We start from the raw sequence: 14,128 nt of genomic DNA, 5'->3' as shown, positions 1-14,128 counted from the left end.
GATCATGGAACAACAGGCAGCCGATGTCCTCCTCGCCACGCAAACCGCACTCAGCCAGGCAAGCGCGCTGGCGGTGCAGTATTCCTTCTCCGTCCTCGGCGCGGTGATCCTGCTTGTTCTTGGCTGGGCGCTTGCCGGCTTTACCAGCCGCTGGGCCTATGAAGGCCTGTCGCGTGTCCGTGGCATAGACGAGACGTTGGCGCGATTCTTCACCAACGTGCTGCGCTATGCGCTGCTCATCCTGGTGTTCATCACCGTCCTCGGCCAGTTCGGCGTCCAGACCGCCTCGATCATCGCGGCACTCGGCGCAGCCGGCCTCGCGATCGGACTGGCGCTGCAAGGGACGCTGCAGAATATCGCTGCGGGCATCATGTTGTTGATCCTCAGGCCGTTTCGCGTCGGGGAATATATCGAAACCAGCAGCGTGGCCGGCACGGTGCGCGAAATCGGATTGTTTGCGACCGAACTCAGGACCGGCGACGGGCTCTACCGATTGGCGCCGAATTCGACGCTCTGGAACACGCCGATTACCAATTTCAGCCGCGAGCCCACGCGGCAGAACGATGTGAAGATCAAGGTCGCCTATGAGGATGATATCGATCTGGCGATGGGGACGCTGATGGGCCTCGCCAAAGCCGATTCGCGGGTGCTGCCATCACCGGCTCCCAGCGTCTTTATCGACAGCATCGCTGACGGCGCGATCTTCGTAACGCTGCGCTACTGGGCAAAGACCGGCGACTGGTGGTCGCTCAGCCGTGACATGGTGAAGCGCGTGAAACTCGCCTTCGACGAGAAGGGTCGTCCGGCCACGCTGTCGGATACCTCAGACGCAACACCGACAAAGAAGTCCAACGGCAGGACGGCGGCCGAAAAGCAGGCGGCGACGCGGCAATGAAAGCTTACAGCGCGCCTTGTCGTTCAAGACGCGCAAAGAACGCTGTAACATCTTGAATTTCTGCATAACTTTGCTCTTGAATCGATCCGATCAAGGAGTTGCCCCGTGGGTTATTGGATGACGCCGCAGGACAGTCTTTCCCCGGCATCCCCCGAGGGCTGGCTGCGATAATCATCGGAATTGGCATGCACCATCAAGGCGCGGCCGCGAATGCCGTCGGTCTTGCCGTCGAGCGTGACCATGCTGTCGAAGATCTGCGCCCGGAGCACGCCATCCTGCCCGACATATTGATTGGGCATATCACCGGCGTGTGGCCCCTTGGCGGCAAGGATGCCATGCTCGGCCTTGCCAGGGTTGAAGTGGCCGCCTGCCGACTCGTGATGGGTCGCGGCGTCGCAGCGGCCGGTCTCATGAACATGGAAGGCCACCCATTTGTTCGCCGGCAGTCCCGATATCTCGACTTCGATCAGCACACCGCCAGTGGCGGCGGCCGTCAGCTGGGCGCGGCCGTCTTCCTTGCCGTCCTTGCCGACGAAATTGGCGACCGCCGTCTGCTTGTCCTGAGCCGCCGCCGGCAATGCAACCGCAAGCAGGCTCAGGGCGGCGATGGTGCGCATGGCTTTCATGACGATCTCCTTCCATTCGGTTGTCCTCCTGAACGTGTCAAACCGGAAGGTGTTCCTGACCGAGGAAGATCGAACGAAGAAGACGGGACGAGAAAAGCCGGCCAACCGGCCGGCTTGCAGATCACCTGGATCGGGATGCCGTTCAGGCGACGGCGTCGAAATCGAACTGGCCGTAGGTCTTGCGGTAGAGATCCTCGGGCTGATCGCCCGTTGTCGGCGCGGTCTGCTGCAACGGATAGGAAACGGCGATGCTGCTTGCCGTGCCACTGTCACGCGTGTCCATCATCAGCGCAATCAGGCTGCCGGAAAACTTCGGCTGCGTCTCGCTGGCCTTGTCCTCTTCGAGGAGCTCCTTGATGATGCCGGGCTTCTTGTCGGCGGCACGTTCGCCGCGGCTGAGTACGCCATCGCCATTGGCATCGAGCCGCGAAAGCGTCGCCAGATATGCATATGAGGTGTCTGAAACGGATGTGGTGCTGGTCATACAAACCTCCATTCACCGCCTTTTGCCGGTGGTGTCTGTACGCAATACGAAGGTGGAAAATCACTGTTGACTCGGTGGTTAAACTGATTTGCGCAGTGCGTCAATAAGTTGTTAACTTCTCATTAACGATGATTGACAAACGTTAACGGAACGCCTCGGCACAGGCTTTCGCCAGTGTCAACGGGCCGATTTTCTCCGTATTTCAGCGATTTTTCACATAAAAAACAAACGTCTATCGCGTCAACGCCGCTGCTGCACTGCAACCGAATATTAATCCGGCCCGTACAAAATGGGCGTTACAAGGCACCACCCAGGCGTTCAGCTTATAAAAAATCAATTTTAGAGGTTTCCCAACGCAATGAGGTACGTTCATCAATGAAGACGACCATGCCGTCGCAGCCGTCTCGCAAGATGTATCGGCATGAAAGCTGAAGCGCTCTTCTGGCAGCAATGTAGCCAGGCCGTCGCCGCCGATGGATCGATCGATGCGCAGCGCCTGATGGAACTTGTGATCGCGACCTATCGCGTCCATGAAAGCGATTATGACGAAATCGAAAGAAGCGCGGAGACGCTGCTCAGGGAAAACCATGCGCTGCGAGGCAATATTTCCGCCCTCAGCCAGGCATTCGACGGACAGACAAAGCTCTTCGAAATCATTCTCAACAATCTGCCGCTCGGTCTCAGCGTCTTCGACGCCGACCAGCGGCTGACGCTTTCCAACATCCGCTTCCGTCAACTCTTCGGCCTGACGCAGGAAGATGTCACTGCCGGCGCGGCAATCGCCGATCTCACGGCCAAAATGCGCGGTACAGAGAGCGCCGGGGCCAAGCCCGGCCGGCGGAGCGGGCGACATTCCTCCGCAACCGCAAGAACCGGCAGCATCCGCCGGCGCGAATGGGTAATGGACGATGGCCGCATCATTCAGAGCATGGTGACCATTCTTGCCGACGGCAGCAACATCGCCATACATGCCGATATTACCGAGGATCGAAGGGCGGCCGAGCGCATCACCTATCTCGCCCACCACGACCCGCTGACCGGCCTTCCGAACCGCATCCATTTCCGCGAGCAGGTCGATGCGACGCTCACCGAGCGCAAGCCGGATGAGCAGATAGCCCTCGTCCACCTCAATCTCGACGGGTTCAAATCGATCAACAACACGATGGGCGTTTCGGCCGGCGACACGATCCTGCAGCAGGTCGCCGCGCGTATCCGAATCTCGGCCGGTTCGGAGAACACCCTGGCGCGCCTCGGTTCGGACGAATTTGCCATCCTGCAGACGGGCAAGCAGCAGCCGTGGAACGTGACGGCGCTTGCAGAGCAGATCCGCCAAGAGCTTTCCGCACCGTTCTTCCACGGCGAAAAACAGGTGGAACTCAGCGTCTCCATGGGCATCGCAGTCGCCCCTGATGATGGCGAGGAAACCGACATCCTGTTGAGGAACGCCGGCGTGGCGCTGTCACATGCCAAGGCAGATGGGCGCAAGCGCGAGCGCTTCTTTACCGGCGAGATGGAAGCGCAGATGCAGCTGCGCCACGCGCTTGAGGCAGACCTCAAAGCCGCCGTTGAGAACGAGGAATTCGAGCTGCACTACCAGCCACTCTATGATCTCTCGCAGCGGCGCGTCTGCGGCTTCGAAGCTCTGATCCGCTGGAACCACCCCGTCCGAGGCCGCGTTCCGCCGATGGATTTCATTCCGCTTGCCGAAGAGGTCGGCCTCGTCGTCGATATCGGCCGATGGGTTTTGCGCCAGGCCTGCAGCGATGCGGCGCAATGGCCGGAGGGCATCAAGGTCGCCGTCAATGTCTCGGCGATCCAGTTCAGCAGCAGCGACCTGACGCAGGATGTCAGCGAGGCGCTTGGCGCTGCATCGCTGTCGCCGTCGCGGCTAGAGCTCGAAATCACCGAGAGCGTGCTGATGGAAAATCTGGGCGAGGTGCTGCCGATCCTGCATGCGCTGAAGGAGCGCGGCATCCGCATCTCGATGGACGATTTCGGCACCGGCTATTCCTCACTGAGTTACCTCTCGAGCTTCCCCTTCGATAAGATCAAGATCGACAAATCCTTCGTCAACGACATCGTCGACAACAAGGAAGCGCATGCGATCATGCACGCGATCATCCTGCTCGGCGATGCGCTCGGTATGCGCGTCACGGTCGAAGGTGTCGAGACCGCAGCGCAGTTGGCACTGCTCGAACGCGAGGAATGCGACGAGATCCAGGGCTATCATATCAGCCCGCCGAGACCTGCAGGTGACGTGGCTCATCTTCTCTCCCTGCCGCCAAAGAACGGCGCCGTGGCGCATCACCCTCAAGCCAAGCACTGAGATCCCAATTCAGGGCCTTACGGCGCTCTCGTCTTCTCAGACGGGCAGTGCCGTCGATTGCGACTCGCACGGCAAGCCGCTACACAATCGGCTGCGATTCCCGGTGTCTTCGTTGTCGCATACTTTACCCGCCGGCATCACTTCCGCCCGATGCCCTGTTGGCGGAAACGATTTTCCTTATGACAGGTGGCGCAATGTTCGAGGCCGAAGCCTTCTCCCCATACGAAACGCTCGCGGCGGCGCTGATTGCCCATGCGACCGACGGCGACGACGGCTCGCACGACCTTGCGCATATCCTGCGCGTGTTCAGGAATGCCATGCGCATCCATGCGGGCGAAGGCGGCGACGGGCGGGTTCTTGCCGCTTCCGTGCTGCTGCACGACTGTGTCGCCGTCGAGAAGAATTCGCCGTTGCGGGCAAAAGCATCGGCTTTGGCGGCGGAGAAGGCATCGGCAATCCTGGCGGAACTCGGCTGGAGCGAAGCGGATATTGACGCCGCGGCCCATGCAATCACCGCGCACAGCTTCTCGGCCGGGTTGGCGCCGCAGACGCTGGAGGCGAAGATCCTGCAAGATGCCGACCGGCTGGACGCGATCGGCATGATCGGCGCCGCACGCTGCTTCTATATCGCCGGGCGACTAGGATCCGGGCTCTACGATCCGTTCGATCCGGTGGCAGCGGACCGTCCGCTCGATGACAAGCGTTATGCCATTGACCATTTCCAGACGAAGCTGTTCAAACTGGCAGAAGGGTTCCAGACCGAGACCGGCCGCAGGCTGGCGGCCGCGCGCGACAAGAGCTTGCGCGACTTCCTCTCGGCCTTCATGGATGAAATCTAGAGTCTTTCCGGGTTAGATTGCAGCATTCTGTTGGCTCAAACGGAGTCGGATGGTCGACCGGCCGGCGCGCGTCGTAGCCCAGTTCTACGGCCAAGCCGGCCGGTCGATCAGACGGCCCGTTTCAGCCAACCCTCCCGCAGATTTGCCTGGCAAATCTGCAAGACTTTAAAATCGCCGGACGCACCTGTTGCTTCGCATGGCGAACCAGTGCGGCCGGTGGGCCGGGCATCTCTACAGGAGCACAACATGCGTGTCAGCGACCTCTTCATCTACCCGCTCAAGAGCGCCCGCGGCATTGCGCTGCCGGCCGCCGACATCGACGCCTACGGGCTTCCCGGCGACCGACGGGCGATGATCACCGATGCGCAGGGGCACTTCATCACCCAGCGCGAGCTGCCAGACCTCGCACGTATCGAGGTGCGACCGGAAGCGAACGCCTTTCGGCTGCTGATGCAGGGAAAGCCTGACATATCGGTTCAGCCGCCTCAGCCTGAAAATCGCATGGATGTGACCGTGTGGAAATCTGCCGTCAGTGCCGCCGTCGCCGATCCGGAGAGCAACCGGCAGCTTTCCGAGTGGCTCGGCCGCGAGGTGCGGCTGGTCTTCTTCGATGGCCAGGCGCGGCGAACGGCGAATGCCGAATGGGCTGGCGAAGGCACGCCCGTCACCTTCACCGACGGCTATCAGATCCTTGTGACGACAACCGGCTCGTTGAAGGCATTGAATGCCGATCTCGCCGCCCATGGCGAAGGCAGTGTCGGCATGGAACGCTTCCGTCCGAACATCGTCATCGATACGGACGAGGCCTGGCCAGAGGACCGCTGGGCGGCAATCGAGATCGCCGGCATCCGCTTCGATCTCGTCAAACCCTGCTCCCGCTGCATCATGACGACGCAAGACCAGCTGACCGGTTCACGCGAGGGGCCAAACCCGATGCCGGCCATGGGCCGCATCCGCATGTCGGCCGACCGGCGCGTGCCCGGCCCACTGTTCGGCTGGAACGTCACGCCGCGCGGCAGCGGCAGGATTACGGTCGGCGACGCCGTCAGCATCGTTGAAGAGAGACCGGAAGGCTGGGCGCTCAAACGTCGCGCCGCAGCCTAGAGCCTTTCCGGGTTAGATTGAAACATTCTGTTGGCTCAAACGGAGTCGGATGGTCGACCGGCCGGCGCGCGTCGTAGCCCAGCTCTACGGCCAAGCCGGCCGGTCGATCAGACGGCCCGTTTCAGCCAACCCGAAGGGCCGGGCATCTTTCCGCCAGGATCAAAGGCGATCGGCTCGAACGTACCAGGAGGTACGCCCTTCGCCAATCGCCTCTGCCCTGACGAAAACCTGCTCCGGCAGAATGCTGCAATCTAACCCGGAAAGGCTCTAGCCTTTTCAGACGCGATCAAGCGCGGCATCGATTCCCGCCATGACATCGGCCGGCAGCGGTCCCTTTTCCAGTGCGCCGGCATTTTCCTCCACCTGGGCGACGGTGCGGAAACCCGGAATGGGGAGCGTGCGCGGCGAGCGTGCCCAAAGCCAGGCAAGCGCGCCCTGCGTCAGCGTGCGGCCACCTGAGGTCAGGAGATCACGGACGGCATCGAGCCTTGCGGCGAATTCGGGGGCGATGCGCCCGTCCTTGAAATAGACCATCCAGTCGAGGGCGGCACCGCGGACATCCTTCGCGCCCACCGCCTTGTCGGCGGTGAACTTGCCAGTGAGGAGACCCATGGCCAGCGGGCCGCGATTGATGGAGATCAACCCCTTCCCCTCGATCACCGCAATCATCTCCGGCACCGGCTCGAAGACGTTCATCGTATGCTGGATCGAGACATAGCCCCGGCGGCCGGCATGACGGGCGGCGCGATCGGGAGAATCGGTGCTCCAGCCGAACGCATCGATCTTGCCTTCGGCCCGCAGCGCCTCCAGCGTATCGAAGACGGCATCCGACTGTTCCAGCGGAAAATCATTGATGTGGAACTGCAGCAGATCGAGGCGGTCGCGCTTCAGGCGGCACAACGAGGTCTCGACCGAACGGCGAATGAAGGCCTCATCGGCAAAGGCACCGGTTGCCTGCTTGGTTTCCGGATCGGTGGCAAAGCCGAATTTGGTGGCGATGACGATATCGTCGCGATTGCCGATCGCCCGGCCGAGCACGTCCTCCGAGTGGCCGGCGCCGTAATTCGACGCCGTGTCGAAGAAGCGGATGCCGAGTTCGATGGCGCGATGGATCGCTTCGACGGATTCATCGTCGTCGACATCGCCCCAGCCGAGTGGCGTGTCGCCGGCGAAGAAGGGACCGCCGATCGCCCAGCATCCCATGCCGAGGCGCGGAATTTCGCGGCCGTTCCAGAGCGTGATCGTCGTCGGTGATGCGGTCTTGGTCAGCATGAGGTCCTCCTTGATTGGCAATCCTGTGAAGACATAGGAAGCGCTCTTCGGCAGGTAAACCGCCAAATCCGGAGGATGTTTTGCACCCGTAAAAAACGAGGTCAGGCGGAAATACCATTCGGAGGGGAAAGCGTCCGCAAGGCTGGATTGAGCGCCTTGAGCGCGGCCTGAACGAAACCGTCGCGGGCCGCCGCCGCCTCGATACCACGCGGCTCATAGACGTGGCGATGCAGAAAGAACCCCGTCAGCCGGAATGCTGCTGCGAGACTATCGAAGTCGGCCGCATGATTGCCTTCGGCACTGAGGAACGGCGGCAGGAGCAGCATCTTGTCCGCCCAGGGGGCACCGGCCGTGCGGCTGACGGCACGCCCGGATTTCGGCGAGACATAGACGAGATCGGAACGGGCGCCGGTTGCGGCGCATTCGGCAAGATCGAGTCCAAAGCCGAGATCATTCAGCACCGCAAGCTCGAAACGCACGAAGAGTTCGCCGGCATCGGCCGGGTTGTGCAGGTGATCGAGGATTACTTCAAGCGCATCGAAGAGATGCGGATGCGGGTCACGCTCCGGCAGCAGCCGCAGCAGCGCGCCCATGGCCTGGACGCCGTAGACGGCGGTCGCCGTTTCCATCAGGCGGGCGGCGCGCAGCGTCACCGGTTCGACGCGGAAATCTCCGAGATGCTCGTCAAGCCGAGCGCGCCAGGTGACTTCGACGGCATTGCCCGCCTGCAGCACAGGCTGCATGGCGCGCGAGCGGCCGGAACGCACCAGGCCGAGATGGCGGCCGCGATCACGCGTCATCACCTCGGCGATGACGCTCGTCTCACCGTGGCGCTTGACGCCCAGAATGATCGCATGGTCTTGCCACTGCATCGAAAGAAGTCCTTGCGGATGACGAATCCATCCTAATCCAAGGACCGGTTTCTGTCATGGACCGCGTCAGGCGACAGCCGGGAAAAGCCTCAGCAGGAAGTCACGCATCGCGGTTTCGTCGAAAGGCTTGACCAAAAGCGGGATGTGCTGCAGGTCGGGTGGGAAATCGCCCGTATCGGAATAGCCACTGACGAAGCCGAAGGGGATGCCGATATCGAAAAGATGGCGGGCAAATCCGAAGCTCATGCCGTCACCGAGATTGACGTCGAGAAGGGCGAAATCATATGTCTCCGCCGCGATGGCAGCCCTCGCCTGCTCGACGCTGCCGACGATATCGATGCTCTCGACGCCGGCCAGGCGCAGAATATCCTCCGCCTCCATCGCGATGATCAGACTGTCCTCAAGAACCAGAACACGGATTGCGCTCATGATTCGATGCCCCTCGTCGGGCGCCTGTCGCAGCGCCCAGGCCGTTTCGCCAACATCATTGCCCTCCGGTGCCCCGCATGGCACGCTATCGGTGAATTCCGCCACCTTGTCTGAATAAACCATTTTTCTGCCCGGTCGATAAGAATCAAAATCGGAGGAAAGATGATGCCCGACCTTATTTTCCCTGATGCTAATCTGCATTTAAAAAAGACATAACCAAGCTGGTTGGCCAGGGCTCTGTCGACAAATAATCGTGTCCTCAGACGGATGACTGTGATTTGCGCGAAGCCAAGACGGCTACCGGCAGTTTTGTCGTCGCAGGCGGACCGATCTCACAGAAATGCGAGAGTTTGCCCATCAAATGTGGATGGTAGCAAGCGATCGAAATCGAGCGCAATAACGCCGAAACAAAGCGATAGAGCATGTCCGGGACGCTGAGAATGGAATTTAGATGAACGGGCGTTTGCCCTCTCCGAGCCCTTCCCAACCGGCGATCGCCATCAACTCTTCGCCGTTCAGCACCTCGCAGCCGCGCTCCTGCCAGCGAATCAACCCACGTTCGGCGAGCTTTTTCAGAGTCTTGTTGGTGTGGACGATGGAAAGACCAAGCGTGTCGGCAATGTGCTGCTGGGTGATGGGGATGAATTTGCGGCCGTTGAAGATATTGAGCTTCCGGCCGCGCTCGAACAGGAAAGCGATCAGGTAGGCGGCTCTTTCCAGCGCCGTGCGGCGGCCGATGCTCAGGAGATGCTCATCCAGGATGCGTTCCTCGCGCGCGGCGATCCAGGTGATGTCGAAGGCGAGCGAGGCATGTTTGTTGTAGAGCGTCATCAACCGGTCACGCTCGAAGACACACAGGGAAACGGGCGAAAGCGCTTCGACGGAGTGCTGCATCTCGCCGGCGATCGTTCCCTGCAGGCCGATCAGGTCGCCCGGCATGATATAATTCAGAATCTGGCGGCGCCCGTCCTCCAGCATCTTGTAGCGGAAGCCCCAGCCGGAAAGCACCGTGAAGAGATGAGCGCTGTGTGCGCCCTCAACGAGGATGGTGGAGCCGGCATCGACGGCAAGCTCGCCCCTCTTGAAACGCGAGACGAATTCCAGCTCGTCGCGGCTGAACTCCCTGAAATGCGGCAAGGGGCGCAAAGGACATTGCTCGCAAGGGGTCTTGAAAGAATGGATGGGTCTCGACGTCGCCATATTTGCCCTTGCCGTCGCAAAACCGGCGCGCCAACGTTGGCGCGCCGCTCATCAAAGAATGCGCAGGCCACGGATTTGTTCCACGAGCGAGGCAGATTTTTTATGCGAAAACAAAGGGCTGGCGCGTGCCCCATGAAATCTTTGCCATGCTTTATTTCGGGAAATCGAGGCCCATTTCGCGGAACCGCTCGGGATCATCGCCCCAATTCTCACGAACCTTGACGAACAGGAAGAGATGGACCGGCTGTTCGAGGATTTCCGACAGTTCCTTGCGGGAGGCAGTCGAGATCGCCTTGATGGTTTCACCACCCTTGCCGAGGGCGATCTTCTTCTGGCTGTCGCGCTCGAGATAGATCACCTGCTCGATCCGCACCGAGCCGTCCTTGCGCTCTTCCCACTTCTCCGTTTCGACGTGCGAGGCATAGGGAAGCTCCTGATGGAGGCGCAGAAACAGTTTTTCGCGGGTGATCTCGGCGGCGAGCTGACGCATCGGCAAATCGGAGATCTGGTCTTCCGGATAGTACCACGGCCCCTCCGGGAGGGTCTTCGCCAGATAGTCCATGACGTCGTCGCAACCGGAGCCGTTTTCGGCCGATATCATGAAGGTGCGCTCGAAGGCGATCTTCTCGTTGGCGGCAGCGGCCAGCGCCAGCAGATCCTCGCGATTGACGCGGTCGATCTTGTTGAGCAACAGGATCTTCGGCTGCCGGACCTCCTTGAGGCCTTCGAGGATGGCTTCGGCATCGCCGCGCAGACCGCGCTCGCTGTCGATCAAGAGCACGATCAGATCGGCATCCTTGGCACCGCCCCAGGCCGAGGTCACCATGGCACGGTCAAGCCGGCGACGCGGCTTGAAGATACCAGGCGTGTCCATGAAGACGATCTGGGCATTGTCGTGGATGGCGATGCCGCGCACGATCGCCCGCGTCGTCTGCACCTTATGGCTGACGATCGAGACCTTGGCGCCGACGAGGCGGTTTACCAACGTCGACTTGCCGGCATTGGTCGGCCCGATCAGCGCGACGAAGCCCGAATGCGTCGGACCACTGGTTTCTGCGGCAGCTTCGGCCGCGATATCTTCTTCTTGTGTCATTGTCCCGTCAGTTTCCGGCAGGCGATTGCTGCCAAATGCCTTCGCGCTCAAGCATCTTCGTCGCCGCAACCTGTTCGGCGGCACGCTTCGACCGCTCTACGCCGGTTTCGGGCTTAATGCCAGCAACTTCCACCGTCACCTTGAAACGCGGATCATGATCCGGTCCGCTGCGTTCATCAACCCGGTAGATCGGAGTGACGCCGAATTTCGCGTGCGACCATTCCTGCAGCTCGGTCTTGGCGTCGCGCTTGGCGCCATCGGCCCGCGCCGCCCTGCCCTGCCAATAGCGCAGTATGAACCGACGGGCGACCTCAAGGCCGCCGTCGAGATAGATCGCGGCGATCAGGCTTTCAACGACATCGGCGCGCACGTTCATCATGCGCTTGCCGGTCAATTTCTTCACATCGGCGCCGGTGCGAATATAGAGGTGAAGATTGAGTTCGTCGGCGACCGCTGCGCAGGTTTCGGCGCTGACGAGCTGGTTGAGGCGAACCGAGAGCTCGCCTTCGCCTGCCGTGCCGAAGGTGCGGAACAGAAGCTCGGCGATGCAGAGCCCGAGGACCCTGTCGCCGAGGAATTCCAGCCGTTCGTAATTGCCGCCCTTTTCCGTGCGGGCGCTGGCATGAGTCAGCGCCCGATCGAGGCGTTCCTTTTCGGCGAAGTCGTGACCGATCAGGCCTTCAAGCTTTGCACGGTCCGCCGCAGAAAGCGTCTGCGCCTTGCTCATTCAACAACCTTGAAGAGGCGGTCCCAACGCATGTTCGTCGGCCACTTCCAGATTTCTCGGAAGGAGGTGTCGTTGCCGAGCGAGAAGAAGATGACGCTGGCACGGCCGACAAGATTTTCGGCAGGCACGAAGCCGACGTCGAACCGGCTGTCGAGCGAGTTGTCGCGGTTGTCGCCCATCATGAAATAATGGCCTTCCGGCACGATGAATTCACGGGTGTTGTCACCCCGCGACACCGGAGACTGATCGAGCGTGTCGTAGGTCTTGCCGCTGTCGAGCGTTTCGCGGAACACCGGCACATCGGCGCCCGGATCGAGCTTGTAATCCGACGTGAAGGTCCCGTCCGCCACCTTCGGAACCGGCTTACCGTTGACGTAGAGCACGCCGTCGGTCACCTGGATGTGATCGCCCGGCAGGCCGATGCAGCGCTTGATGTAATCAACCTCGGGGTTTGGCGGGAAGCGGAAGACGACGATGTCGCCACGCTTCGGATCGGCGCCGAACAGGCGGCCGCTGAAGATGTCGGGGGAGAAGGGCAGCGAATATTTCGAATAGCCGTAGGCGAACTTGTTGACGAAGATATAATCGCCGACGAGCAGCGTCGGCATCATCGAACCGGACGGAATGGTAAAGGGCTGGAACAGCACCGTTCGGATCACCATCGCCAAAATCAGCGCCTGGATGATGACTTTGATATTTTCCCAGAGGGCGTTCGGCTTGGCTTCGACTTTTTCGGACACGCAGTCTTATTCCTTCAAGACGCCGCGGAGGCGCAATTCTTTCTGTCGTTCTCTCTAGCGGCTTCGGCCGATTGCGGCAATGGCGACAACGTCAAAAGCGACGAGAGGTCGCGACTACAGGCTTACGGGGGTCGCGATAACACTCCGGATCAAAGGTTCTCCGGCAACGCCTCGATAATGACGAAGGCCTGCGCCAAGGGATAATCATCGGTTATTGTCAAATGAATGGCGGGCTTGTGGCCTGCGGGCAGCAGCGATTCGAGGATCAGGGCGGCGGCGCCTGACAAAACCATGGTCGGTTTGCCGCTCGGCAGGTTGACGACGCCCATGTCCTTCCAGAAAACGCCCTGGGCGATACCGGTGCCGAGTGCTTTGGAACAGGCCTCCTTGGCGGCGAAACGCTTGGCATAGGATTCGGCGCGATTTGCCCGACGGTCGGAACGCGCGCGTTCGACCTCGGTGAAGCAGCGTTGGGTGAAGCGCTCGCCGAAGCGCTCGATGGATTTCTCGATGCGGCGAATGTCGATCAGATCGCTGCCAATGCCGATGATCATGCCGGAACCTTCCGTCGCTTGAGAATTCTCGATCGGGTTCAAACGCTCGGCATGTCGCCGGCCGGGCTGGCAAGGCGCAGGCGCGCCCGCTCGATCAGCCGTATGTGGCGGCGCGTCTGAAAACCCTTCACGGTGTAGAACGTCAGCGCATAGAGCGCAACGGAGGTGACGATCGCCGGCGGAATGGCGCCTACCAGCATCGGTTCCAGCACCGGCTTCCACAGCTCGGTGAAATTCAGCTTATGGAAAAGCGCGGCCAGATCCACCGTCTGACCGGCCAGATGATCCTCGCGGCTGAGCAGCAGATGTCCGATCTCCCAGGTGATGCCCCAGATGAAGGGATAGGTCAGCGGATTGCCGAAGGCCGCGCAGCCGAGGGCGGCGGCCACCATGCTGCCGGAGAGGAAATAGGTGATGACGAAGGCCATGACGAAATGCACGCCGATGAACGGCGTCCACGAGACGAAGACACCCGCGGCGACGCCAGCCGCAACCGCGTGCGGCGAGGCGCTCAGGCGCAGGATGCGCATTGTCAGGTAACGGATCGGGCGAAGGAAACCTTTGCGGGGCCATAAAAGCTCTCGCATCTTTTCCTTGAATCCCGCAGGCTTGCGACGGCGAAACAACATGGCCGGTATTTAGTGCAGCGCACATGACCATGACAAGAGCGGCAAATGATACCGCCCGAAAAACAGCTCAGCTCTCTCAGCGGAGAGGAACTTCTTCAGCCGAGGGGCGTCCGTTATGCAAAACGTCCCTCACTCGCCTCAAGTATAAAGCTCAGTATTAGCGATTGCGGAATAGACCGCGGTCGACCTGGCGCTGACGAAACTCGAGATCGATACGATCGAGCGAGCCATTGAGATATGCCATTTCACGTTCCTGCGTGGTCTGAGCGCGGAAGGCACGAGCGATTTTCCTGATAGGGTCAAACATTATCTTGTCTCATCTTCTGTTTGCGTTTCGA

Annotated in this window: 16 protein-coding genes; 4 read left to right on the top strand and 12 right to left on the bottom strand. The window is 60.8% G+C overall.

Annotated elements, in window-relative coordinates:
- The first annotated feature begins 4 nt into the window (after nucleotides 1-4).
- Nucleotides 5-895 carry a mechanosensitive ion channel family protein gene (locus NE851_RS17355; protein WP_063474243.1) on the top strand — a complete coding sequence of 297 codons (891 nt, stop codon included), beginning with the start codon at nucleotides 5-7 and terminating at the stop codon, nucleotides 893-895.
- 110 nt (nucleotides 896-1,005) lie between these two features.
- On the opposite strand, the gene NE851_RS17350 is transcribed toward NE851_RS17355, so the two are convergent.
- Both NE851_RS17350 and NE851_RS17345 read right to left on the bottom strand, forming a co-directional pair.
- On the bottom strand, nucleotides 1,006-1,521 hold the full coding sequence (locus NE851_RS17350; RefSeq protein ID WP_048338677.1) for a superoxide dismutase family protein: 516 nt from the start codon (nucleotides 1,519-1,521) through the stop codon (nucleotides 1,006-1,008).
- Between the two features lie 142 nt (nucleotides 1,522-1,663).
- The gene (locus NE851_RS17345; protein WP_174824458.1) at nucleotides 1,664-2,017 is read right to left on the bottom strand and encodes a hypothetical protein; all 354 of its coding nucleotides are present in this window, start codon (nucleotides 2,015-2,017) and stop codon (nucleotides 1,664-1,666) included.
- A 409-nt stretch (nucleotides 2,018-2,426) separates the two neighbouring features.
- On the opposite strand from NE851_RS17345, the gene NE851_RS17340 reads away from it, so the two are divergent.
- The 3 genes from NE851_RS17340 to NE851_RS17330 all read left to right on the top strand — a co-directional run bounded on the left by NE851_RS17340 (nucleotide 2,427) and on the right by NE851_RS17330 (nucleotide 6,274).
- Nucleotides 2,427-4,331 (top strand): putative bifunctional diguanylate cyclase/phosphodiesterase, encoded by a 1,905-nt coding sequence (locus NE851_RS17340; RefSeq protein ID WP_047616267.1) that lies wholly within the window; start codon nucleotides 2,427-2,429, stop codon nucleotides 4,329-4,331.
- 179 nt (nucleotides 4,332-4,510) lie between these two features.
- A complete protein-coding gene (locus NE851_RS17335) occupies nucleotides 4,511-5,170 on the top strand; it encodes an HD domain-containing protein (RefSeq protein ID WP_179877559.1) in 660 nt (219 codons plus the stop codon).
- Nucleotides 5,171-5,416: 246 nt separating this feature from the next.
- Complete coding sequence (locus NE851_RS17330; protein WP_048338678.1) at nucleotides 5,417-6,274, top strand: MOSC domain-containing protein; 858 nt, start codon at nucleotides 5,417-5,419, stop codon at nucleotides 6,272-6,274.
- Nucleotides 6,275-6,550: 276 nt separating this feature from the next.
- Here NE851_RS17330 and NE851_RS17325 read toward each other — a convergent pair whose 3' ends face one another.
- The 10 genes from NE851_RS17325 to NE851_RS17280 all read right to left on the bottom strand — a co-directional run bounded on the left by NE851_RS17325 (nucleotide 6,551) and on the right by NE851_RS17280 (nucleotide 14,097).
- Nucleotides 6,551-7,546 (bottom strand): aldo/keto reductase, encoded by a 996-nt coding sequence (locus tag NE851_RS17325; protein WP_097623087.1) that lies wholly within the window; start codon nucleotides 7,544-7,546, stop codon nucleotides 6,551-6,553.
- Nucleotides 7,547-7,647: 101 nt separating this feature from the next.
- Nucleotides 7,648-8,418 carry a DNA repair protein RecO gene (gene recO / locus NE851_RS17320; protein ID WP_047616261.1) on the bottom strand — a complete coding sequence of 257 codons (771 nt, stop codon included), beginning with the start codon at nucleotides 8,416-8,418 and terminating at the stop codon, nucleotides 7,648-7,650.
- A 66-nt stretch (nucleotides 8,419-8,484) separates the two neighbouring features.
- Nucleotides 8,485-8,970: a response regulator gene (locus NE851_RS17315; RefSeq protein WP_047616259.1), complete on the bottom strand. Its 486-nt coding sequence runs from the start codon at nucleotides 8,968-8,970 to the stop codon at nucleotides 8,485-8,487.
- 324 nt (nucleotides 8,971-9,294) lie between these two features.
- Nucleotides 9,295-10,047, bottom strand: coding sequence for a Crp/Fnr family transcriptional regulator (locus NE851_RS17310; protein WP_047616257.1), 753 nt, complete (start codon nucleotides 10,045-10,047; stop codon nucleotides 9,295-9,297).
- A gap of 151 nt (nucleotides 10,048-10,198) precedes the next feature.
- A complete protein-coding gene (era, locus tag NE851_RS17305; RefSeq protein ID WP_047616255.1) occupies nucleotides 10,199-11,140 on the bottom strand; it encodes a GTPase Era in 942 nt (313 codons plus the stop codon).
- A gap of 7 nt (nucleotides 11,141-11,147) precedes the next feature.
- On the bottom strand, nucleotides 11,148-11,867 hold the full coding sequence (rnc, locus tag NE851_RS17300; protein WP_047616253.1) for a ribonuclease III: 720 nt from the start codon (nucleotides 11,865-11,867) through the stop codon (nucleotides 11,148-11,150).
- Nucleotides 11,864-12,607, bottom strand: coding sequence for a signal peptidase I (lepB, locus tag NE851_RS17295; RefSeq protein ID WP_028759159.1), 744 nt, complete (start codon nucleotides 12,605-12,607; stop codon nucleotides 11,864-11,866). Before lepB ends, rnc begins: the two co-directional genes overlap by 4 nt.
- Nucleotides 12,608-12,756: 149 nt before the next feature.
- Nucleotides 12,757-13,161, bottom strand: a complete 405-nt coding sequence (acpS, locus tag NE851_RS17290) for a holo-ACP synthase (protein WP_063474237.1) — start codon at nucleotides 13,159-13,161, stop codon at nucleotides 12,757-12,759.
- A gap of 38 nt (nucleotides 13,162-13,199) precedes the next feature.
- Nucleotides 13,200-13,790 (bottom strand): DUF2062 domain-containing protein, encoded by a 591-nt coding sequence (locus NE851_RS17285; RefSeq protein WP_028759157.1) that lies wholly within the window; start codon nucleotides 13,788-13,790, stop codon nucleotides 13,200-13,202.
- A gap of 157 nt (nucleotides 13,791-13,947) precedes the next feature.
- Nucleotides 13,948-14,097: a DUF3563 family protein gene (locus NE851_RS17280; protein ID WP_080759973.1), complete on the bottom strand. Its 150-nt coding sequence runs from the start codon at nucleotides 14,095-14,097 to the stop codon at nucleotides 13,948-13,950.
- Between the last annotated feature and the right edge of the window lie 31 nt (nucleotides 14,098-14,128).

This window comes from Rhizobium anhuiense bv. trifolii (genome assembly GCF_024346605.1).
Lineage (GTDB): Bacteria > Pseudomonadota > Alphaproteobacteria > Rhizobiales > Rhizobiaceae > Rhizobium > Rhizobium anhuiense.
The sequence above is the reverse complement of the archived record's forward strand: the minus strand, read 5'-3'. Positions and strand labels throughout refer to the sequence as shown.

Bases quoted from the DNA above. Each gene is read 5' to 3' on its own strand.
- NE851_RS17355 (WP_063474243.1), top strand. From the start codon at position 5: ATGGAACAACAGGCAGCCGATGTCCTCCTCGCCACGCAAACCGCACTC.
- NE851_RS17350 (WP_048338677.1), bottom strand. From the start codon at position 1,521: ATGAAAGCCATGCGCACCATCGCCGCCCTGAGCCTGCTTGCGGTTGCA.
- NE851_RS17345 (WP_174824458.1), bottom strand. From the start codon at position 2,017: ATGGAGGTTTGTATGACCAGCACCACATCCGTTTCAGACACCTCATAT.
- NE851_RS17340 (WP_047616267.1), top strand. From the start codon at position 2,427: ATGAAAGCTGAAGCGCTCTTCTGGCAGCAATGTAGCCAGGCCGTCGCC.
- NE851_RS17335 (WP_179877559.1), top strand. From the start codon at position 4,511: ATGACAGGTGGCGCAATGTTCGAGGCCGAAGCCTTCTCCCCATACGAA.
- NE851_RS17330 (WP_048338678.1), top strand. From the start codon at position 5,417: ATGCGTGTCAGCGACCTCTTCATCTACCCGCTCAAGAGCGCCCGCGGC.
- NE851_RS17325 (WP_097623087.1), bottom strand. From the start codon at position 7,546: ATGCTGACCAAGACCGCATCACCGACGACGATCACGCTCTGGAACGGC.
- recO (WP_047616261.1), bottom strand. From the start codon at position 8,418: ATGCAGTGGCAAGACCATGCGATCATTCTGGGCGTCAAGCGCCACGGT.
- NE851_RS17315 (WP_047616259.1), bottom strand. From the start codon at position 8,970: ATGGTTTATTCAGACAAGGTGGCGGAATTCACCGATAGCGTGCCATGC.
- NE851_RS17310 (WP_047616257.1), bottom strand. From the start codon at position 10,047: ATGGCGACGTCGAGACCCATCCATTCTTTCAAGACCCCTTGCGAGCAA.
- era (WP_047616255.1), bottom strand. From the start codon at position 11,140: ATGACACAAGAAGAAGATATCGCGGCCGAAGCTGCCGCAGAAACCAGT.
- rnc (WP_047616253.1), bottom strand. From the start codon at position 11,867: ATGAGCAAGGCGCAGACGCTTTCTGCGGCGGACCGTGCAAAGCTTGAA.
- acpS (WP_063474237.1), bottom strand. From the start codon at position 13,161: ATGATCATCGGCATTGGCAGCGATCTGATCGACATTCGCCGCATCGAG.
- NE851_RS17285 (WP_028759157.1), bottom strand. From the start codon at position 13,790: ATGTTGTTTCGCCGTCGCAAGCCTGCGGGATTCAAGGAAAAGATGCGA.
- NE851_RS17280 (WP_080759973.1), bottom strand. From the start codon at position 14,097: ATGTTTGACCCTATCAGGAAAATCGCTCGTGCCTTCCGCGCTCAGACC.